General features: G+C 68.2%; 22 protein-coding genes. 8 read left to right on the top strand and 14 right to left on the bottom strand.

Going from position 1 to position 19,813, the window contains the following annotated elements; translation table 11 throughout:
* Window positions 1-76: 76 nt before the first annotated feature.
* On the bottom strand, window positions 77-2,263 hold the full coding sequence (locus ACW9UL_RS14780; RefSeq protein WP_457787467.1) for a patatin-like phospholipase family protein: 2,187 nt from the start codon (window positions 2,261-2,263) through the stop codon (window positions 77-79).
* Window positions 2,264-2,334: 71 nt separating this feature from the next.
* Here ACW9UL_RS14780 and ACW9UL_RS14775 point away from each other — a divergent pair, with 71 nt between their 5' ends.
* On the top strand, window positions 2,335-2,616 hold the full coding sequence (locus tag ACW9UL_RS14775; RefSeq protein ID WP_397488530.1) for an Rdx family protein: 282 nt from the start codon (window positions 2,335-2,337) through the stop codon (window positions 2,614-2,616).
* Window positions 2,617-2,680: 64 nt separating this feature from the next.
* Here ACW9UL_RS14775 and ACW9UL_RS14770 read toward each other — a convergent pair whose 3' ends face one another.
* The 3 genes from ACW9UL_RS14770 to ACW9UL_RS14760 form a co-directional block, all read right to left on the bottom strand.
* Window positions 2,681-3,532: a DMT family transporter gene (locus ACW9UL_RS14770; protein ID WP_457787466.1), complete on the bottom strand. Its 852-nt coding sequence runs from the start codon at window positions 3,530-3,532 to the stop codon at window positions 2,681-2,683.
* Window positions 3,529-3,864, bottom strand: coding sequence for a tRNA-binding protein (locus ACW9UL_RS14765; RefSeq protein WP_122108538.1), 336 nt, complete (start codon window positions 3,862-3,864; stop codon window positions 3,529-3,531). The genes ACW9UL_RS14770 and ACW9UL_RS14765 overlap by 4 nt, the downstream gene beginning before the upstream one ends.
* Before the next feature lie 234 nt (window positions 3,865-4,098).
* A complete protein-coding gene (locus ACW9UL_RS14760) occupies window positions 4,099-4,845 on the bottom strand; it encodes a helix-turn-helix transcriptional regulator (RefSeq protein ID WP_457787465.1) in 747 nt (248 codons plus the stop codon).
* 134 nt (window positions 4,846-4,979) lie between these two features.
* Here ACW9UL_RS14760 and ACW9UL_RS14755 point away from each other — a divergent pair, with 134 nt between their 5' ends.
* Together ACW9UL_RS14755 and ACW9UL_RS14750 are read left to right on the top strand one after the other, a co-directional pair.
* Window positions 4,980-5,801 (top strand): UDP-2,3-diacylglucosamine diphosphatase, encoded by an 822-nt coding sequence (locus ACW9UL_RS14755; protein WP_021442696.1) that lies wholly within the window; start codon window positions 4,980-4,982, stop codon window positions 5,799-5,801.
* Entirely contained in the window at window positions 5,798-6,832 is a 1,035-nt protein-coding gene (locus tag ACW9UL_RS14750) for a glycosyltransferase family 4 protein (protein WP_457787464.1), read from the top strand. Before ACW9UL_RS14755 ends, ACW9UL_RS14750 begins: the two co-directional genes overlap by 4 nt.
* Window positions 6,833-6,880: 48 nt before the next feature.
* Here ACW9UL_RS14750 and ACW9UL_RS14745 read toward each other — a convergent pair whose 3' ends face one another.
* Entirely contained in the window at window positions 6,881-8,269 is a 1,389-nt protein-coding gene (locus ACW9UL_RS14745) for an adenylate/guanylate cyclase domain-containing protein (protein ID WP_021442694.1), read from the bottom strand.
* A 252-nt stretch (window positions 8,270-8,521) separates the two neighbouring features.
* On the bottom strand, window positions 8,522-8,839 hold the full coding sequence (locus ACW9UL_RS14740) for an Mpo1-like protein (protein WP_457787463.1): 318 nt from the start codon (window positions 8,837-8,839) through the stop codon (window positions 8,522-8,524).
* Between the two features lie 272 nt (window positions 8,840-9,111).
* On the opposite strand from ACW9UL_RS14740, the gene ACW9UL_RS14735 reads away from it, so the two are divergent.
* Entirely contained in the window at window positions 9,112-10,113 is a 1,002-nt protein-coding gene (locus ACW9UL_RS14735; RefSeq protein WP_021442692.1) for an AraC family transcriptional regulator, read from the top strand.
* Between the two features lie 135 nt (window positions 10,114-10,248).
* Here the strand turns inward: ACW9UL_RS14735 and ACW9UL_RS14730 are convergent, their stop codons facing one another.
* Window positions 10,249-11,703 (bottom strand): TrkH family potassium uptake protein, encoded by a 1,455-nt coding sequence (locus tag ACW9UL_RS14730; RefSeq protein ID WP_021442691.1) that lies wholly within the window; start codon window positions 11,701-11,703, stop codon window positions 10,249-10,251.
* 4 nt (window positions 11,704-11,707) lie between these two features.
* Window positions 11,708-13,162: a TrkH family potassium uptake protein gene (locus ACW9UL_RS14725; RefSeq protein ID WP_457787462.1), complete on the bottom strand. Its 1,455-nt coding sequence runs from the start codon at window positions 13,160-13,162 to the stop codon at window positions 11,708-11,710.
* Window positions 13,163-13,310: 148 nt separating this feature from the next.
* On the opposite strand from ACW9UL_RS14725, the gene ACW9UL_RS14720 reads away from it, so the two are divergent.
* Window positions 13,311-13,682: a YkgJ family cysteine cluster protein gene (locus ACW9UL_RS14720; RefSeq protein WP_122108531.1), complete on the top strand. Its 372-nt coding sequence runs from the start codon at window positions 13,311-13,313 to the stop codon at window positions 13,680-13,682.
* A gap of 61 nt (window positions 13,683-13,743) precedes the next feature.
* Window positions 13,744-14,304: a nitroreductase family protein gene (locus tag ACW9UL_RS14715; RefSeq protein ID WP_122108530.1), complete on the top strand. Its 561-nt coding sequence runs from the start codon at window positions 13,744-13,746 to the stop codon at window positions 14,302-14,304.
* Window positions 14,305-14,351: 47 nt separating this feature from the next.
* Here the strand turns inward: ACW9UL_RS14715 and ACW9UL_RS14710 are convergent, their stop codons facing one another.
* From ACW9UL_RS14710 to ACW9UL_RS14690, 5 genes are all read right to left on the bottom strand, one after another.
* Window positions 14,352-15,683, bottom strand: a complete 1,332-nt coding sequence (locus tag ACW9UL_RS14710) for a sensor histidine kinase (RefSeq protein WP_457787461.1) — start codon at window positions 15,681-15,683, stop codon at window positions 14,352-14,354.
* A gap of 62 nt (window positions 15,684-15,745) precedes the next feature.
* Entirely contained in the window at window positions 15,746-16,159 is a 414-nt protein-coding gene (locus ACW9UL_RS14705) for a Spy/CpxP family protein refolding chaperone (RefSeq protein ID WP_457787460.1), read from the bottom strand.
* A 229-nt stretch (window positions 16,160-16,388) separates the two neighbouring features.
* Complete coding sequence (locus ACW9UL_RS14700; RefSeq protein ID WP_021442456.1) at window positions 16,389-17,066, bottom strand: response regulator transcription factor; 678 nt, start codon at window positions 17,064-17,066, stop codon at window positions 16,389-16,391.
* Window positions 17,067-17,071: 5 nt separating this feature from the next.
* Window positions 17,072-17,452 carry a hypothetical protein gene (locus ACW9UL_RS14695; protein WP_021442455.1) on the bottom strand — a complete coding sequence of 127 codons (381 nt, stop codon included), beginning with the start codon at window positions 17,450-17,452 and terminating at the stop codon, window positions 17,072-17,074.
* Between the two features lie 36 nt (window positions 17,453-17,488).
* Window positions 17,489-17,788 carry a YciI family protein gene (locus ACW9UL_RS14690; RefSeq protein ID WP_457787459.1) on the bottom strand — a complete coding sequence of 100 codons (300 nt, stop codon included), beginning with the start codon at window positions 17,786-17,788 and terminating at the stop codon, window positions 17,489-17,491.
* A gap of 117 nt (window positions 17,789-17,905) precedes the next feature.
* Here ACW9UL_RS14690 and ACW9UL_RS14685 point away from each other — a divergent pair, with 117 nt between their 5' ends.
* Together ACW9UL_RS14685 and ACW9UL_RS14680 are read left to right on the top strand one after the other, a co-directional pair.
* Entirely contained in the window at window positions 17,906-18,772 is an 867-nt protein-coding gene (locus tag ACW9UL_RS14685) for a PHP domain-containing protein (protein WP_397496869.1), read from the top strand.
* A 13-nt stretch (window positions 18,773-18,785) separates the two neighbouring features.
* Window positions 18,786-19,412 carry an L-threonylcarbamoyladenylate synthase gene (locus tag ACW9UL_RS14680; RefSeq protein ID WP_021442452.1) on the top strand — a complete coding sequence of 209 codons (627 nt, stop codon included), beginning with the start codon at window positions 18,786-18,788 and terminating at the stop codon, window positions 19,410-19,412.
* On the opposite strand, the gene ACW9UL_RS14675 is transcribed toward ACW9UL_RS14680, so the two are convergent.
* Window positions 19,409-19,762 (bottom strand): PA2779 family protein, encoded by a 354-nt coding sequence (locus tag ACW9UL_RS14675; RefSeq protein WP_457787458.1) that lies wholly within the window; start codon window positions 19,760-19,762, stop codon window positions 19,409-19,411. The two genes, ACW9UL_RS14680 and ACW9UL_RS14675, sit on opposite strands and share 4 nt — an antisense overlap.
* Window positions 19,763-19,813: the final 51 nt, after the last annotated feature.

Raw genomic sequence — 19,813 nt, 5'->3', positions numbered from 1 at the left:
CGGGGCAGCCCAGCTTGGGAGTCGGGTTACCCTGGGCGAGGAGAACGGCCCCGTGGGAGCCGACTGGCTCCTGCCGTCAGAAGCTCTTGCCCAGGTTCAGGTACAGCGCCTTTTCCCGCTCGTCGTTGAAGCCGTAACTGAAGTTCACCGGGCCCAGCGGCGTATCCAGGCCGAGGAAGATGCTGGCGGCGTTGATATAGCCGCTGTCGAAGGCGTTGTCGTTGTTCCAGGCGCGGCCGCGCTCCAGCGACATGCCCAAGTACAGGGGCAGGTCCAGCGGCAGCAGCGAGCGCTGGGTCAGGCGGCGGTAGTAGATCAGCCGCGCCAGCGCCACGTTCTGCCCGCTCAGGGCGTCCTGGCGGAAGCCGGACAGCTCCTGGGCGCCGCCGAGGATAAAGCCGGAGGTGACCACGTCGGCCTCCTCCAGGGTGCGCCCGTAGCGCCCGCCGAGCACCCAGGTATTGGCCTCGACACTGAATACCTTGTTCAGCTCCAGCTGCCACTGACGGTACTCCTCGTCCGAGCCCAGGCCGCTGTCGTACTGGCGCAGCAGCAGGCCGATGTCTTCGCCGGTGGTCGGGAAGTCGACGTTGTCCAGGGTGTCGAAGGAGTACATCAGTTCGTAGTAGCCCTCGCTGAAGCTGAAGCTGGGCAGGTCGCGTTCGCCGACGCGCACGTCCGCCTCGCCCCAGGCCTGGCCGATGCCGAAGCGGATCTCGCCGTTGTTGGCGATCTGCCGGCCGAGGTTGAGGCCGTAGCCGTAGCGCTCCAGGCGGTATTCGGCGATGGGGTCGTTGTCCAGGATCGCCTCGATATTGCGCGCCTCGCCGAACAGGTAGGGGGCGGCGAAGTAGCGCGAGCCGGCGTCCAGCGGCTGGTAGAATTCGCTGTAGAGTTCCTGGCGGTCGCCCAGTTGCACGCGGGTCAGCCACTCGGCGCCCAGCTGGTTGATGCCGTTGACGCGGTAGCTGGCGCCGATGTTGAAGGCGCTGTCGCCGCGCATGTCGTCGGACAGGTTCAGGCCCAGGCGCAGGTAGTCGGTGCCGCTGCGCTTGCCGCGCGCATCGATCACCAGCGCGCTGCCGCGTTCGTCCAGCGGCGTCACGCGGTACTGCACGCGCTCGAAGTAGTCCAGGCCGTACAGGGTGCCCATGTCCTTCTGCAGGCGGTCCATGTCCAGCGGCTCGCCCAGCGGCTGGCGGATATGCCGGCGGATCACCGCGTCGCCGACCTTGGAATCGTTCTCCACGCGGATCTCGCGGATCACCGGGGTGCGTTGCTCGCGCGAGCGTGCCATGGCCAGCGCCGGGTTGCCGCCGCCGCTCTGCTGCAGGCGGGCCAGGCGCTCGGCCTGGATCTGCGTGGCGCGGTAGCCGGCGTCGATCATCTGCTCGGCGCGGGCGAAGTCGGTGACGCCGAAGCCGGCCAGCGGCGGCTGGATCAGCACGTCGTCGGCCGCCAGGGTGGCCAGCTGCGCCTCGGAGTTCTTGCGCGTCATCAGGGTGATCGACTGGTTCATCACGTCGACCACGGTGGTCAGCTGCTCCACGGGTTTGAGCGGGGTGCCGAGGTCGACCACTATCACCCGCTCGACGCCCATCTGCCGCGCCACGTCCACCGGGATGTTGTTGACCATGCCGCCGTCCACCAGCAGGCGGCCGTCCAGCTCCACCGGGGCGAACACCGCCGGGATCGACATACTGGCGCGCATCGCCTGGGGCAGGTGGCCGCGGCGCAGGATCACCTGCTCGCCGTTGGCGATATCGGTGGCCACGGCATGGAAGGGGATCGGCAGGCGGTCGAAGTCGCGGGTGTCGCTGCGGTGCACCAGCAGGCTCTCCAGCAGCAGCGCCAGGTTCTGCCCCTGGATCACCCCCAGCGGCAGGCCGAGGCTGCCGTCGTCGCGGAAACTGAGTTTCTGCTTGATCAGGAAGTCGCGGTCGTCCTGCTTGCGGCGAAAGGGCACGTCCTCGCGCGGCGGCGAGTCGGACAGCGCCTGCTGCCAGTCCAGCTCCAGCGCCAGGCGCTGCAGTTCCTCCACCGAGTAGCCGGCGGCGTACAGCCCGCCGACTATGGCGCCCATGCTGGTGCCAGCGATGGCATCGACGCGGATGTTCTGTTCCTCCAGTGCCTTGAGCACGCCGATATGCGCTAGGCCGCGGGCGGCGCCGCCGGACAGCACCAGGCCGACGCGTTCGGCGGCGAGGGCGGGCAGGCTGGACAGGGCGAGCAGGCAGAGCAGCGAACGGAGCAGGCGGCGCATGGCGGTTTCCGGCGAGGGCAGGACGAAAGGCCGCTATTATAGGCGCCAAGCCCTATCCCAGAGCCGCTGCCATGTCCGATCGCAAGCCCGAAATCGTCATCACTTATTGCACCCAGTGCCAATGGTTGCTGCGCGCCGCCTGGCTGGCCCAGGAGCTGCTCAGCACCTTCGCCGACGAGCTGGGCAAGGTCAGCCTGGAGCCAGGCAGCGGCGGGGTGTTTCGCATCAGCTGCGATGGCGTGCAGATCTGGGAGCGCAAGGCCGACGGCGGCTTTCCCGAGGCCAAGGTGCTCAAGCAGCGGGTGCGCGACCAGATCGACCCGGGCCGCGACCTGGGACATAACGACCGGTAACCCTAGGGGGCGCCGTGCGCACCATGACTCCTGGGGCGTGTAGGTCGGGAGGCGCCCGTCACCCTCAACGCGCCATACGCGCCGAAACGAAAATGGCGCTGACGATCAGCGCGCCGCCGGCCAGCATGCGCAGGGTCGGCTGCTCGCTGAACAGCCACCAGGCGAAGAGGATGCCGTAGACCGGCTCCAGGGCGAAGATCACCGCCGTGGTGCGTGCCTTGAGTACGCGCAGGCTGGCGACGAACAGGCTGTGCGCCAGGCCGGTGCAGAAGATGCCGAGCATCGCCAGCCACAGCCAGTCCATCGGCCGCACGCTGGGCAGCAGCGGCCAGACCAGCGGCATGAAGCAGACGAACACGGTGATGTTCTGGTACAGCGCCGCCTGCACCGGGTCGAGGCCGCGGGTGCTGGCGCGGTTGAGCAGCGACAGCAGGGCGAACAGGAAGCCGGACAGCACCGCCCAGAGCAGACCGCCGGTGGCGCTGCTGGCGAGGCTGAATTCCGGGGTCACCAGGATCAGCCCGAGGCAGACCACGGCGACCATGGCGAACTCGATGGGACGGGTGCGCTCGCGAAACAGCAGCCCCTCCAGCAGCACGGTGAAGGCCGGGAAACTGGCGAAGCCGAGCGTGGCGATGGCCACCCCGGAGACCTTCACCGACTCGAAGAAGGTCACCCAGTGCCCGCCCAGCAGCAGGCCGCCGAGGCCCAGCAGGGCGAACTGGCGCAGGCTCGGGCGCACCGCGTTGCGGCTGCGCCAGAGCAGGGCGGCCAGGCCCAGGGCGAGAATGGCGAAGATCGCCCGGCCGCCGGCGATCATGTTCGGCGTGGTCGCCGCCAGTTTGCCGAAGATGCCCGACAGGCCGAACAGCAGGGCGCCGAGGTGAATCGCCAGCAGGGCGTTACGTTCCTTCATGCCAGGCGCGCGCCGTTGGGCAGCGGCTTGTCGAAGCCGGCCAGGACCACGCGGTTGTCACTGTCATAGACCCCGGTCACCAGCACCTCGGAGCGCACCCCGGCGATGCGCTTGGGGGCGAAATTGCACACGCACAGCACCTGACGGCCGAGCAGTTCGGCGCAACTGTAATGCGCGGTGAGTTGGGCGCTGGACGTCTTGATGCCCAGTTCGCCGAGGTCCACCTCCAGCACGTAGGCGGGTTTCACGGCTTTGTCGTTGGGGCGCGCCGAACGGATGGTGCCGACGCGCAGCTCCACCTTCTCGAAATCCTGCCAGTCGATATGTTGCATGGGTCACTCCTGGTTACTGACGCGCAGTCTAGGCGCCTCGCGCAGGGCTGTCTGTCGCAGGAATTGCGGGTTTTGTCGTCGGACTCTCGTAGGTTGGCGTTGAGCGCAGCGAGGCCCAACAGGGAGCGCCTGGCGCTGCGCCCGGCGCTCGCATGGCGTTCTGCGCGGCGATCGCCGTTGGGCTTCGGCGCTGCGCCCTCAACCCAACCTACGCGCTGCGCGCCTCAACCCAACCTACGCGTTGCGGCGCAATTGCCGCGGGGTCATGCCCAGGTGGCGGGAGAGCGCGGCGGTAAAGGCGCTCTGCGAGGCGTAGCCGACCCGCGCGGCCACCTCGCCGACGGCCAGGTCGCTGCCGCGCAGCAGGCGTTCGGCCAGCTGCAGGCGCTTGTCGCGGATGTGTTCCATCGGCGTGCGCCCGGTCTCGGCCAGGAAGCGGGCGTGGAAACGCGCCACCGACAGCCCGGCCAGGCGCGCCAGGTCGGCCACCTGCAGCGGGTGCGCGGCGTGCTGCTCGATATGCCGGTCCAGCGCCGCCAGCGGCAGACCGCCCGGGCGCGCCTCCTGGCTGGCGCAGGCCAGGCTGCCGAGCAGCAGGGCGGCGCCCTGATTGGCGATCACCGCGTCGTTGATCGGGCTGCTGGCAAGCCAGCCGAGCAACTGGCCCTGAACCGGATCGAGCTGCAGCGCTCGCGGACTGTCCAGCAGGCGCTGGATGTCGCGCGCATGGTGGCCGAGCTGGCGTTCGAGCCAGTCGTTGGCCGGTAGGTCCAGCACCAGGCACTGGCTGCCCTGCGGGCTGCCGCAGGCGTGGCGGGCGCCGGCCGGCACCACCGCCAGTTGGTGGCGCCGTACCCGGCTGCCCTGGCCGTCCACCTCGAACTGCAGCTCGCCGGCCAGGCCGAACACCAGCTGGGCATGGTCGTGGCTGTGGCACAGCAGTTCATGGCTGTAGTGACGCAGGGACAGGATCGGGGGCATGGCGGCTTCCTCGGCAACGCCGGCAGTGTACCGCCTGTCCGGGGCTGGTGCCTCGTCATCGAACGGTCTTTTGCCTGTCACAAGCCTTTCACCGCCAGCGCTCAAGCTCGTCGAAACCCAGCCGGAGCCCGCCCATGACCAGCGCCCAGCTCGCCAAGCCCAGCCGCAAGCAACGTGTCCGCACTCTGTGGATCTCCGACGTGCACCTCGGCACCCGCGACTGCCAGGCCGAGCACCTGGCGGCCTTCCTCAAGCGTTATTCGGCCGACCGCATCTACCTGGTCGGCGACATCATCGACGGCTGGAAGCTGCGCGGCGGTATCTACTGGCCGCAGGCGCACACCAACGTGATCCGCCGCCTGCTGACCATGAGCAAGCGCGGCACCGAGGTGATCTACGTCACCGGCAACCACGACGAATTCCTGCGCCGCTACTCCAGCCTGATGCTGGGCAATATCCAGCTGGTAGACGAGGCCGAGCACGTCACCGTCGACGGCCGTCGTCTGCTGGTGATCCACGGCGACCAGTTCGACGTGATCACCCGCTACCACCGCTGGCTGGCCTTTCTCGGCGACTCGGCCTACGAGTTCACCCTGACCCTCAACCGCTGGCTCAACCATTGGCGCAGCCGCTGGGGCTACGGCTACTGGTCGCTGTCGGCCTACCTCAAGCACAAGGTCAAGACCGCGGTGAACTTCATCAGCGACTTCGAGGAGGCCATCGCCCACGAATGCGTCAAGCGCGGCCTGCAGGGCGTGGTCTGCGGCCATATCCACCACGCCGAGATTCGCCAGGTCGGTGGCGTGGAGTACATGAACTGCGGCGACTGGGTGGAGTCCTGCACCGCGCTGATCGAGCACTGGGACGGACAGATCGAGCTGTACCGCCTGGCCGAGGCGCAGGCGCGTCTGGCCGGCGAGGAGCAGGCCGCCGCCGTGCTCGAGAGCGGCGCATGAGGATACTGATCGTCTCCGACGCCTGGGCGCCGCAGGTCAACGGCGTGGTCACCAGCCTGCAGGCCCTGGTGCGCGAGCTGCGCGGCCTGGGCCATCAGGTCAAGCTGCTGTCGCCGGCGGACTTTCGCGCCGTGCCCTGTCCGACCTACCCGGAGATTCCGCTGGTGTGGAACCTGTGGCGGGTCGGCGCGGCGATCCGCGACTTCCGTCCGGACTGCGTCCACCTGGCCACCGAGGGGCCGCTGGGGTGGACGGCGCGGCGCTGGCTGGTCAGGCGTGGCCTGGCCTTTTCCACGGCCATCCACACCCGTTTTCCCGAATACGTCAGCACCCGCTGGCCGTGGATCGCGCCGCGCTGGGGCTATGCCTTCCTGCGCGCCTTCCATCGCCCCAGCCAGGCGGTGCTGGTGACCACCGAGCGGCTGCGCGAGGAGTTCACCGGCTGGCGCCTGCAGCGTCTGCAGCTGTGGCGCAAGGGCGTCGATAGCGAACTGTTTCGCGTCGACGGCGAGCGCCCGCGGCCGCCGCGGCCGATCTTTCTCTACGTCGGGCGCATCGCCCCGGAGAAGAACCTCGAGGCCTTTCTCGATCTGGACCTGCCCGGCGAGAAGCGCGTGGTCGGCGACGGCCCGCAGCGCGAGGCGTTGCAGGCGCGCTATCCGCAGGTGCGCTTTCTCGGCTATCGCCATGGCCGGCAACTGGCCGAGGCCTACCAGGATGCGGCGGTGCTGGTGTTCCCGTCGCGCACCGATACCTACGGCCTGGTGATGCTGGAGGCGCTGGCCTGCGGCACGCCGGTGGCTGCCTATCCGGTGGCCGGGCCGCTGGATGTACTGCTGCAAGGGCAGAGCGGGGTGATGGACGAGGATTTGCGCAGCGCCTGCCTGGCGGCGCTGGAGCTGCACCGAGGGCGTTGCGCGGAGCTGGCTGCGGCGCAGTCCTGGCGGGCCTCGGCGCTGGAGTTTCTGGCGTTGCAGCCTTCTGTCGACGGCGAACCGGTGTTGGGTGAGGTACTGGCGGACGGCCGTTAGCTGGTTTGCTCGGTGCGCACCGCGCCCCCTGCACGAGCGTGCGCCAAGCTACAGAATGACCTTGTCGCGCAGCTTCTCGGCGGCCTGGTTGAGCGCCTGGATCACCCGCTCCTTGTCGAAGTTCTGGATGCCGTTGGTGTCCAGGTACATGGAGAAGCCCGGCAGCTCGTGCTCGACGTAGCTGGAGGTGGCGCCCAGGTCGCGGCGGAAGTCCACCACCTGGTAGATCTGCACCGGGCGGGTGAAACCCTTGACCGCGATCTGGCCCTTGTCGCGGCACATGATCACGTCCTTGACCAGCGAATAGGTCTCGTGGGAGATGAGGATCTCGCCGGATTCGGCGGCACTTTCCAGGCGGCTGGCGAGGTTCACGTCGCGGCCGATGATGGTGTAGTCCATGCGCGTGTCGGCGCCGAAGTTGCCCACCGTGCAGTAGCCGGTGTTGAGCCCCATGCGGATTTCCAGCGGCTTGGTGATGCCCTGGGCGCGCCATTGCTGACGCAGCACCTTCATGTGCTTGCGCATGGCGATGGCCATGGACACCGCCGCCACCGCGTCCTTCTTGGCACCCTGGCTGCTGGGGTCGCCGAAGAAGATCATCACCGCATCGCCGATGAACTTGTCGATGGTGCCGCCGTACTTCAGGCAGATCTTCGACATCTCGTTGAGGTAGGTGTTGAGCAGGTCGGTCAGCGCCTCGGCTTCCAGCTCCTCGGACAGCTCGGTGAAGCCCTTAATATCGGAGAAGAACACCGTGAGCTTCTTGCGCTGGGTCTCCAGGCGCACGCTCTTCTTGCCGGTGAAGATCGACTCCCACACCTGCGGCGACAGGTATTTGGCCAGGTTGCGCGCCAGTCGCGCGGCCTTTTCCTGCTCGCGCTTGATCTCGCTGCGCACCTGGGCCAGGCGCAGGCCCTGCTGGTTGACGAAGTAGGCGGTGATGCAGATGTACAGGGTGGCGAAGAGGATGCTGACCAGCGCCACCAGGGTCGGGGTGTCGGTATTGAGGTGAACTTCCACCAGCGCGGCGCACAGCGCCAGGCTGCTGCCGGCCACCAGCAGGGCCAGGCCCAGGTAGCGCAGGCCGCCGATGACCAGGGCGCTGAAGCTCAGGGTGAGCAGGAACATCAGGCTGGGCACGCTGGAAAAACCCAGCAGCACCGCGGCCGCGCCGGCATGCAGGGCGTCGATGAACAGCAGGGCGAGGTCGGTCTGCCCGGGGTGGTCGCGTTTGAAGCGGCGGCTGAGGTTGTGCGCCAGGTGCGGGTAGAGCAGGGCGTAGGGCACCATCCACAGGATGTCGTAGGCGAAGTGGCCGACGACGGTGCCGGCGGCGATGCTGGCGGCCGTGGCGATATAGGCCAGTACGCGCGAATAGTATTCGCGCAACGGCGGCGTCGGCAGCCCGTTGACACGGCTGGGGGTGGCTGACTTCATCTGCTGAAACTATCCCTGCTGGATTTCTGGCGTCTCTTGCTGGACGCCTGGAGTGGTCTGCAAGACCTGAGCCAGGAGCTCGGTGGGCGAGGATCATAACCAAGGGGGGGCGGTCAGCCAAGCGCGACCGCCGAGTGGCGCCAAAGTAACGGCAGGCGGTTGCTGGGAAGCTCCGTAGGGTGCGCGGTGCGCACCGCTTACAGGAAGGCCGGTGCGTGCGGCGCACCCCAAGAGGTGGCTGAAACCGTGCGGCTAGAAGCGGATGCGGCCGGTAAAGGCATCCTTGAGCATCACCCAGTCGCCCATCAGGCTGTACAGCGGGTACTGGAAGGTGGCCGGGCGGTTCTTCTCGAAGACGAAGTGGCCGACCCAGGCGAAGCCGTAGCCGGCCAGCGGCATGGCCAGCAGCCACAGCCACTGCTGGGTGGCCAGGGCATAGGCGAGGATCGCCAGCACCAGCAGGCTGCCGACGTAGTGCAGGCGGCGGCAGGTGGGGTTGCTGTGTTCCCGCAGGTAGTAGGGGTAGAACTCGGCGAAGCTCTGGTAGCGTTCGGTGGTCTGGGCGGTCATGGCGCACCTCCTGTTATTGTCGGCGTCAGTCTCTCGGGCATGCCAGACAGGCACCCCCACATCATGAAGAACCACACAGCATGCCCACCGCCCTCATCCGGCGCTTCGCGCCAGCTTCTCCCGCAGGCAGAAGGGTATAAGGAAGGTGCCGCTGTGCACTATCACATTAATTCGGCTGTCTCCCTGGGCCACTGACATAAGGTGCCAGTTTAGTATCCTTGCGCCGCCAAGCCGGGCGTTGACGGCCTGATCCAACCTACAAGAACAAGAGCATGAGCGAGAGAACCACATCCTCCAGCTGGGCCCTGGCCATAGTGCAGGCGCTGGAGCTGGGCGGCGTCGACTGCGCCAGGCTGTTTGCCGAGCTGGGCCTGGATTACGCGGCGTTGAGCGACCCCGACGCGCGCTTTCCGCAGGACGCCATGACCCGCCTGTGGCAGCGCGCGGTGGCGTTGTCCGGCAACCCGGCAATCGGCCTGAACATGGCGCAGGTGGTGCGTCCGGCCTCCTTCCACGTGGTCGGCTACGCGCTGATGTCCAGCCGCAACCTGCGCGACGGCTTCACCCGCCTGGTGCGCTACCAGCGCATCATCGGCGAGGGCGCCGACCTGAGCTTCCTGCCCCAGCCCGACGGCTATGCGCTGACCCTGGCAATCCACGGCGACCGCCTGCCGCCGGCGCGGCAGAGCGCCGAGGCGTCGCTGGCCTACTGCCTGGCGTTCTGCCGCTGGATGACCGGCAAGCCGATCCGTCCGCGCGAGATCCGCCTGCAGGGGCCGCCGCCCGCCGATCTGGCGCCCTACCAGCAGGTGTTCCAGGCGCCGCTACGGTTCAATGCCGAGCACTACGGGCTGATCTTCGAGCGCGGCGATCTGGAGGCGCCGCTGCCCAGCGCCAACGAGGCGCTGGCGCAGTTGCACGACCGGTTCGCCGGCGACTACCTGGCGCGTTTCTGCGGCAGCCGCGTCACCCACCAGGCGCGCCAGGTGCTGTGCCGCCTGCTGCCGCAGGGCGAGCCGCGCCGCGAGGTGGTGGCGCAGGCCCTGCACCTGTCGCAGCGCACCCTGCAGCGGCGCCTGCAGGAGGAGGGCACCAGCTACCAGCAGCTGCTCGACGACACACGCCGCGAGTTGGCCGAACAGTACCTGGCACAGCCCAACCTGACCTTGCTGGAAGTCGCCTACCTGCTCGGCTTCGCCGACCCGAGCAATTTCTTCCGCGCCTTCCGCCGCTGGTTCGAGGAAACCCCGGGCGAGTACCGCGCGCGGCTGTAAAGGGGCCGTAGCCCGGATGCCATCCGGGTTGCGCCCCTTGCGAATAGAGGTTTAGGGGATTTCAGCTCGGCCAGGCAATCCGTTGCCTGCGCGCCTCGGCCCTGGGCGGGAGCCGCGGAACCGAACGGCTTGTTCTCAGTGGCGCCAGAAGGCGGGCAGCAGCAGCACCAGCACGGTGAGGATCTCCAGGCGGCCCAGCAGCATGCCCAGGGTCAGCAGCCACTTGGCCAGATCCGGCAGGCTGGCGTAGTTGCCGGCCGGGCCGACCACTTCGCCCATCCCTGGGCCGACCCCGGAGACCATGGCCGCGGCGCCGGTCAGGGCGGTGATCCAGTCCACCCCACACATGGCCACCGCCAGGGCCAGGCCGGCGATGGTGATGGTGTAGAAGAAGGCGAAGGCGAGGATCGAGCGGACGATGTCCTCGTCCAGGCGGTGGCGGTTGTACTGCTGCTTGATCACCGCGCGCGGGTGGATCAGCTGCTTGAGGTTGGCCTTGAGCAGGATGTAGGCGACCTGGAAGCGGAAGATCTTCAGGCCGCCGGCGGTGGAACCGGAGCAGCCGCCGACGAAGCCCAGGTAGAAGAACATCATGCTGGCGAAGGGGCCCCACAGGTGATAGTCGCCGACGGCGAAGCCGGTGGTGGTCATGATCGAGGTGATGTTCACCGCCACATGGCGCAGCGCGTCGAGCCAGTGCAGGTCGGTGGAGAGCCATTTCCAGCCGGTCAGCACCAGCCAGCTGCCCAGCAGCAGCACGAGAAAGCCGCGCACCTGCGCGTCGCGCGTCAGGGCCCGGTAGTTGCCGCGCAGGGTGGCGACATAGAGCACGAAGGGCAGGCTGCCGAGCACCATCACCAGCACCGCGACCCAGTGCACCGCCGGCTGCTGCCATTTGCCCAGCGAGGCGTCGGAGGTGGAGAAACCGCCGGTGGCGATGGCCGACATGGCATGGTTGATGGCGTCGAACAGGTTCATGCCGGCCAGCCAGAAGGCCAGCACGGCGAAGCTGCTGAGGCCGACATAGGCCAGCACCATGTACTTGGCGACCATGTGCGAGCGCGGCATGACCTTGTCCGAACGGTCCGAGGACTCGGTCTGGAACAGGCGCATGCCACCGATGCGCAGCATCGGCAGGATCGCCACGGCCATGGCGATGAAGCCGATGCCGCCCAGCCAGTGCAGCAGCGAACGCCAGATCAGGGTGCCCGGCGACATGTCGTCCAGGCCGCTGAACACCGTGGCGCCGGTGGCGGTGATGCCGGACATGCTCTCGAAGTAGGCGTCGGTGATGCTGGCGCGTTCGGCGAAGAGGAACGGCAGGGCGGCGAAGATCGATACCATCACCCAGCTCGACACCGTCAGCATGTACATGTCGCGCGGGCGCAGCTGGGTCTGCTGCGGGCGCCCCTGGGCGACCATGGCCACGCCGACCAGCGCGGTGATCAGGCTGGACCAGAGGAAGGCATTGATGCCCTGCGGCTGCTCGAACGCCAGCAGGGTGCCGATCGGCACCAGCATGCTGACCGCCAGGGTGATCAGGAAGATGCCGTTGATGAAGGCGAGGATACGCAGGCTGGACAGGGACATCGGCTCAGTGCTTCCAGAAACTGCGGGTGACCAGCACCAGCACGGTGAGGATTTCCAGGCGGCCCAGCAGCATGCCCAGGGTCAGCAGCCACTTGGCCGAGTCTGGCAGGCTGGCGAAGTTGCCGGCCGGGCCGATGGTCGGACCGAGGCCCGGGCCGACGTTGCACACTGCGGTGGCGGCGCCGGTCAGCGCGGTGACCCAGTCCAGGCCGACCAGGGTCAGGGCCAGGGCCAGCACGCCGATGGTGATGGTGAAGAAGAAGGAGAAGGTGATCAGCGAGCGGACGATCTCCTCGTCCAGGTTGTGGTTGTTGTACTGCTGCTTGATCACCGCGCGCGGGTGCACCAGCTGCATCAGGTTGGCCTTGAGCAGCACGTAGGCGACCTGGAAGCGGAAGACCTTCAGACCGCCGGAGGTGGAGCCCGAGCAGCCGCCGACGAAGGTCAGGTAGAAGAACAGCAGCACGGCGAAGCCGCCCCAGGTGGTGTAGTCGCCCAAGGCGTAGCCGGTGGTGGTGACCACCGAGGTGACGTTGACCGCGACGATGCGCACGGCGTCCAGCCAGCTGTGCTCGGAGTGCAGCCACAGCCAGGTGCCGAACACCAGCCAGGTCAGCAGCAGGAAGCCGAGGAAGCCGCGTACCTGGTGGTCGCGCAGCAGCGCCTGGCGGTTGCCGCGCACGAAGGCGACGTAGAGCATGAAGGGCAGGCCGCCGAGGATCATCAGCAGCACGGAGGTCCAGTGCACCGCCGGTTGGGGCCAGTTGGCCAGGGACGAGTCGGAGGTGGAGTAGCCGCCGGTGGAGATCGAGGTCATCGCATGGTTGATCGCCTCGAAGGGGTTCATGCCGGCGGCCCAGTAGGCCAGGAAGCCGAGCCCGGTGAGGGCCAGGTAGACCAGCAGCAGGTACTTGGCGGCCATGTGCGAGCGCGGCATCACCTTCTCGCCCCAGTCCGAGGACTCGGTCTGGAACAGGCGCATGCCGCCGACCCGCAGCAGCGGCAGGATGGCCACGGCCATGCCGATGAAGCCGATGCCGCCCAGCCATTGCAGCATCGAACGCCAGATCAGGATGCCCGGCGACATGTCGTCCAGGCCGACCAGCACGGTGGAACCGGTGGTGGTGACGCCGCTCATGGTCTCGAAGAAGGCGTCGGTGTAGCTGATATGGGCAATGAGCATCATCGGCAGGGCGGCGAAGCAGCACACTACGCTCCAGCTGCCGGTGGTCAGCAGGTACATGTCGCGCGGGCGCAGCTGGGCGTTCTGCGGGCGCCCGGGAATCACCAGGGCCAGGCCGGCGATCAGGGTGATCAGGCTCGACCAGAGGAAGGCGTTGAGGTCTTCGGGGTGTTCGAAGATCAGCAGGGTGAGCATGGGAATGACCATGCTCACCGCCAGAGTAATGAGAAAGATGCCGATGATGAAACCGATGATGCGCAGCGTCGGCAAGGCCATGGAGTGGGCTCTGGGAGGTTGCAAAAGGCGCCATTCTACCCGCGGACGGGCGGCTGTAAACCGCCGCGGACGGGGCTTTACAAGCGCATGGCGGAGAATAGAATAGCCGCCAGTTGCCGGCGTCCGCCGGTTTCCGAGTCCTCCTCAAATGTCCGACGCTAATCCCTGCCTCACGTGCGGTGCCTGCTGCGCGTTTTTTCGTGTGTCCTTCTTCTGGGGCGAGTGCCAATCGGCCGGCGGTAGCGTGCCGGACGAGCAGGTCATCCAGATCAGCCCGCACTACGTCGCCATGCGCGGCACCGAAAGCAAACCGGCGCGCTGCACCCAGCTGCTCGGCGAGGTCGGCTGCGGCGTGCGCTGCACCCTGTACGAACAGCGCTCGAGCAGTTGCCGCGAGTTCGACGCGTCCTGGGAGAACGGCGTGCACAACCCGCGCTGCGACGAGGCGCGCCAGGCCCACGGCCTGCCGCCGCTGACGCCGCCGATCCAGCCGGTGGTGTCGCCCGATCGCGTGGCCTGAGCCGGCGTCGCGCGGCGCGGGCCTGCTAGAATGCCGCCTCTTTGATTCTCGGAGGTGGCCGATGGAGGCTCTCGACGCTCTGCTCAACCGTGTTTCCGTTCCCCGTCTGGTCGACCCGGCGCCGAGCGCGGCGCAGCGTGAGCTGCTGTTTCGCGCGGCCCTGCGCGCGCCGGATCATGGCCAGCTGCGGCCCTGGCGCTTTCTCACCGTCGAAGGCGAGGCCCGCGGGCGCATGGGCGAGCTGTTCGCCGAGGCGCTGCTGGCCGGCGACGCGCAGGCGCCCGCCGAGGCGCTGAGCAAGGCACGCGGCATGCCGTTGCGGGCGCCGCTGCTGGTGGTGGTGATCGCCCGGTTGCAGGCGCATGCCAAGGTGCCGGCGCAGGAGCAGCTGATCGCCGCCGGTTGCGCCGCCCACGGCATATTGCTCGCCGCCCATGCCCAGGGCATCGGCGCGGTCTGGCGCACCGGCGACCTGGCCTACAACGCCCAGGTGGCCAAGGGCCTGGGGCTGGGTGCGGACGAGCGGATCGTCGCCTACCTCTATCTCGGCACCCCGGAGCGCGAGCTGCGCCGGCCGCCGGAACTGGCGGTCGAGGATTTCGTCAGCGCCTGGAACGGCTGAGAGCCTCCCCGTCCGGCGAGCCTGGCACCAGCCCGGTCGTATCCGGACTACGGGCGATCCTGAGGTTGCAGCGGCAGGCTGAGCGTGGCGACGAAACCGCCCTCCGGGTGGTTGCTCAGCAGCAGTTCGCCGCCATGACGCTGCGCGGCGCGGCGGGCGATGGCCAGGCCCAGGCCATGGCCGGCGCCGTTCTGCCCCGGCGCGCGAAAGAACGGCTCGCCCAGGCGCTGCAGATGATCGGCCGCCACCCCGGGGCCGTGATCGCGCACGCTGAGCAGCAGGCGCTCGCCCTGGCGCCGGACCTCGATCTCGATGGGTTGCCCGCTCGGGTTGAAGCGCAGGGCATTGCGTAGCAGGTTGTCCAGCGCCCGTTCCAGCAGATCCGGCCAGCCGTGCAGCGCAGCGCTGTGCTCGAGGCGGATCTGCAGGCGCTGCTCGGGGGCGGTCAGGCTCGCATCCTCTTGCAGCTTGCCGAGCATTGCGGCGAGGTCGACGGGTTGTGCGGCGCCGAGGTCGGCATCCAGGCGGGCGAGGGCGAGAATCTCGCTGATCAGCGCCTCCAGGCGGTCGCACTCCTGGTTCAGGCGCGGCCACAGCTTGTCGCGCTCGGCCGCCTCGGCGCGTTCGGCCAGGGCCAGGGCGATGCGCAGGCGCGCCAGCGGCGAACGCAATTCGTGGGAGACGTCGCGCAGCAGCTGGCGCTGGCTGCCGATCAGCCCCTGCAGGCGCTCGCCCATGCGGTTGAAGTCCTTGGCCAGCAGGCCCAGTTCGTCGCGACGGGTGGCCAGGCGCGCCAGGCTGTTCTGCTGGTAGGCGGTCTGCCCGAGGTCGTGCACGGCGCCGCGCAGACGATCCAGCGGGCGGGTGATCGACAGCGTCAGCAGCAGGCTGAACAGGGTCAGCACCACCAGGGCGATGCCCAGCGCGCTGAGCGGCCAGAACAGGCTGCCGCGGTGCCAGGCGGCCAGTTCCGGGTGGGGGATGCGGTAGATGAACAGGTAGCTGTCGCCGCTCTCCGGGCTGGTGTACTCGGCGGTCAGGCGACGCCAGGGCAGGCGGCGGGCCTCGCCGTGGCGGGCTTCGAAGGCGGCGGCGCGAGGCGGGAAGGTGCCCTTGACCAGCGGCTGGCCGCTCTCGCCGATTACCTGGGTGTTGATGCGATATTTTTGCTTGCGCTGTTCGAGGAACTGCTGGGCGGCGTGCGGGCCCTGCTGCTCATAGCGTTTCACCCACTTGCGGTCGAGGTCGTCGAGGCCCGGGTGCAGGCTGAGAACCCAGGCGTCCTGGTTCAGCGCGCGGCCGAGCAGCATGGACAATCCGGCGACCAGGGCGATGGCCAGCCAGAAACTGGCGAAGATGCGCCAGAACAGTGAACGCACGGTGATTCCTCATGCGAAAGCCCGCCGCTTCGGGGAAGCGGCGGGCCGTGGGTTGAGTCGGCTCAGTTGCCCTGGCCTTCCTTCTCGGCCTTCCAGGCCTTGAACTCGGCCATTTCGGCGCGGCGCGCCTCCATCTTCTTCTGGTGTTCGTCGAAGGCCTTCTGCTGCTCGGGATTGAGCAGGTCGCGCAGGGCCTTGTGCTGGTCGGCGCGGGCCTTCTCCAGCTCCTTGTGCATGGCCTGCTTGTCGGCCTCCGGCAACTTGTCCAGGTAGCGCTGAGTGAGCTCGCGCTTGCTCTTCATCTGTTCGCCCATCAGCTTGCGAAATTCCTGGCGTTGTTCCTGGCTCAGGTTGAGCTCCTTGAACATGCCGTGGCCGCGGTCGTGATGGCGCGGGCCGCCTTCGTGCATGGGCATGGCCATCGCCAGGGTCGGCAGGGTGGCGGCGAGCAGCAGGGCGGTGAGGGTCTTGCGCATGGTGGTTCTCCTTGTCTCGAAACCGGTCGTTACCGGATGGGCTCAGTATGCGGCGGTCAAGGTCAAGGGCGGTCAGGCCTGGGTAAAGCTTGGGTAAAGGCATTGTTGGGTGGGCTTTACCGGGGCGTGGCGGTATCGAGTGGCGCTGCAGGTGCCGGGTGGAGCCTCGGGTACGCCGGGCGGAGCCGCGGGCGGCGCCCTGTTGGGCTTCGCTGCGCTCAGCGCCAAGCTACGGCGCGTAGTAGTAGCCACGGCTGCGCAGGGCGAGGATACGCGGGCGGCCGTCCGGGTGCGGGCCGAGCTTCTTGCGCAGGTTGCTGACGTGCATGTCCAGGCTGCGGTCGTAGAGGGTCAGCTTGCGGCCCAGGGCCAGTTGCGCCAGCGCCTGCTTGTCCAGCGGCTCGCCGGGTTGGCGCAGCAGGGCTTCGAGCAGGCGGCTCTCGGAGACGGTCAGCGGCACGTCGTGCGCGCCGATGCTGACCACGCCGCGGTTGGGGCTGAAGCTCAGGTCGCCCAGCTCCAGCTGGCTGCTGGTCGGCGCCGGTGCGCTACGCCGCAGCACCGCGCGCAGGCGGGCGGTCAGCTCGCGCGGATCGCAGGGCTTGGCCAGGTAGTCGTCGGCGCCCAGCTCCAGGCCGAGGATGCGATCGAGCGGCTCGCCGCGGGCCGAGAGCATCAGCACCGGCAGTTCCGGATGTTCGCCGCGCAACTGCTTGAGCAGCTCCAGGCCGCTGCCGTCGGGCAGCATCACGTCCAGCACCACGGCGTCCGGCGCCTGCTCGACGAGGGCCTGGCGGGCGCTGCCGGCCTCATGGCAGGCGGTGACCTGGAAGCCTTCCTGGGTCAGCCAGCTGGCCAGCAGCTCGCACAGCTCCTGGTCGTCGTCGATCAGCAGTAAGCGGCTCATGGCGCTCAGTTGATCCACTCGCGGCGGGTCTTGCGGCGGCCGCGCAGCAGGGCGCCGACCAGCACGGAAAGCAGGCTGAGCCCGGCGCCGAGGGCGAACCAGGTCTGCTCCTCGCTGAGCAGACCGGGCTGCTGCCGGGCCTGGCTCTCCTTGAGCTGCAGGCGCAGGCGCTGGTTTTCCTGGCGCAGCCGTTGCAACTGCGCGGCGCTGTTGGCCTGCTGTTCGCTACGCAGTTGTTCGCTCTGCGCCAGACGCTGTTCCAGGGTATCGGCCTGCGCCTCGGCCGAGGTGGCCGCGGCGAGCGGCTGGGGAGGTGTTTCCTCGGCTTGCGCCAGGGCGCAGGTCAGCAGCAGGGTGGCCAGCACGGACAGCGGGATCGGGCGCATCGCGATTCCTTGTAAGCGAAAGCAGCGTGGGAGGGATCAGGGCAGCACTTTCTTGAACGGCTTGACCACCACGCTGGCGTACACGCCGGCGGCGCGGTAGGGGTCGGCGTCGGCCCAGCTCTGCGCGGCGGCGAGGGAGTCGAACTCGGCGACGATCAGGCTGCCGCTGAAGCCGGCCGGGCCCGGGTCGTTGCTGTCGATCGCCGGGTGCGGGCCGGCCAGCAGCAGGCGGCCTTCCTGCTTGAGCGTCTCGAGGCGGGCGAGGTGGGCGGGGCGAGCGGCCAGACGGTTGTCCAGGGAGTTTTCGACGTCGGTGGCGATGATGGCGTAGAGCATCTCAGTCCTTAGATGGGGTCGATCATGGAGCGGGGCAGGCTTTTTACTGCGCGGCGGCAGCCAGAAGTCGCATGTGCCGGCATAATAACAAACATCAATCTCAACGAAAGCGCCGCCATGACTGTCGATCTGCACTGCCACAGCACCGCCTCCGACGGCGTCCTGGCCCCCGCTATGCTGGTGAGCCGGGCCTTCGAGCGTGGCGTGCGGCTGCTGGCACTGACCGATCACGACACCCTGGAGGGGCTGGACGAGGCGCGCCGCGCCGCCGAGGCCCTGGACATGCAGCTGGTCAACGGCATCGAGCTGTCCTGCACCTGGGGCGGCGCCACCATCCACGTGCTGGGCTACGCCTTCGCCAGCGACGCACCGGCTTTGCGTGCGGCCATCGAGGCGTTGCACCACGGGCGCTGGCAGCGCGCCGAGGAAATCGACCGGCGCCTGGCGGCCAAGGGCATGCCCGGGGCGTTGCAGGGCGCGCGGGCGGTGCAGCAGGAGTTGGGCGACAGCGGCAATGCGCCGGCGCGGCCGCACTTCGCCGAGTTCCTGGTGCGCGCCGGGCATGTGCGCGACCGCGCTGAGGCCTTTCGCAAGTGGCTCGGTTCGGGCAAGTTGGGCGACGTCAAGCAGCACTGGCCGGCGCTGGAGGACGCGGTCGGCACGTTGCGCGCGGCCAAAGCCTGGATCAGCCTGGCGCATCCGTGGCAATACGACTTTACTCGCAGTAAGCGTCGGCGTTTGGTCGCCGACTTCGTTGCGGCGGGCGGGCATGCCCTGGAAGTGGTCAATGGCATGCAGCCGGCCGAGCAGGTCGGCGGCTTGGCGATTCTGGCGCGCGAATTCGGCTTGATGGCCAGCGTCGGCAGCGACTTCCATGCGCCGGGCGACTGGTCCGAACTGGGCATGTACCGCCCGTTGCCCGACGACCTGACGGCGCTCTGGAAGCGCTTCGAACATGCACAGCCACCCGCTGTCACTTCATGAGCAGGGAGCAAACGTGAGTCAGTTTTTCCAGGTTCACCCGGAGAATCCCCAGGCGCGCCTGATCAAACAGGCGGTGGAGATCATCCGCGGCGGCGGCGTGGTGGTCTATCCGACCGATTCGTCCTATGCGCTGGGTTGCGCCATCGGCGACAAGAACGCGGTGGAGCGCATCCGCCGTCTGCGCCAGCTCGACGACAAGCACAACTTCACCCTGGTGTGCCGCGACCTGTCGCAGATCGGCCTGTTCGCCAAGGTCGATACCGCCGCCTTCCGCCTGCTGAAGAACCACACCCCGGGGCCCTACACCTTCATCCTCAATGCCACCCGCGAAGTGCCGCGCATGCTGCTGCACCCCAAGCGGCGCACCATCGGTCTGCGCGTGCCCGGCCACCCCATCGCCCTGGCGCTGCTGGAGCAGCTCGGCGAACCGCTGATGAGCGTCAGCCTGATCCTGCCGGGCGACGACCTGCCGCTGTCTGATCCCTACGAGATGCGCCAGATCCTCGAACACCAGGTCGAGCTGATCATCGACGGCGGCTTCGGTGGCCTGGAGGCCTCCACCGTGGTCAACCTGGCCGACGACGAGCCGGAAATCGTCCGCGTCGGCTGTGGCGATCCCTCGCCTTTTCTCAAGCCCTAGAGAATCAGCGCCACCAGTATCGCCACCAGCAAGATGATGATGAAGTCGGTGCCGCTCAGCGCGCCGGCCACCGGCAGGCTGTCGAGGCGTTGCGACAGGCTGGCGATTTCCGCCGGGGTCATGGCGTTGACCCGTTCGCGGGCCAGTTGCGGTGGTACGTCCATGGCCTGCAGGGCTTGCTGCACGTCGCTGCGGGCGAGCAGGGCGTCGAGCTTGGCGCGTTCGGCGGCGAGGTTCTGTTCGCTGAGGATTTCCTCGGTACCGATCATCTGCGCCTGGGCCGGCAGGGCCAAGGCGAACAGGCAGGCGAACAGCAGGCTGGCGCAGAGGGAGAGGGCATTGTTGTTCATGGTGTGCTCCCGGTGGGTTGTCATGGGCCCCGGCGCGGCGAGCCGACGCCG

It is taken from the genome of Pseudomonas sp. PL-6 (genome assembly GCF_054110165.1).
Note: the sequence above shows the minus strand (reverse complement) of the source record. Positions and strands in the feature narration are given on the sequence as shown.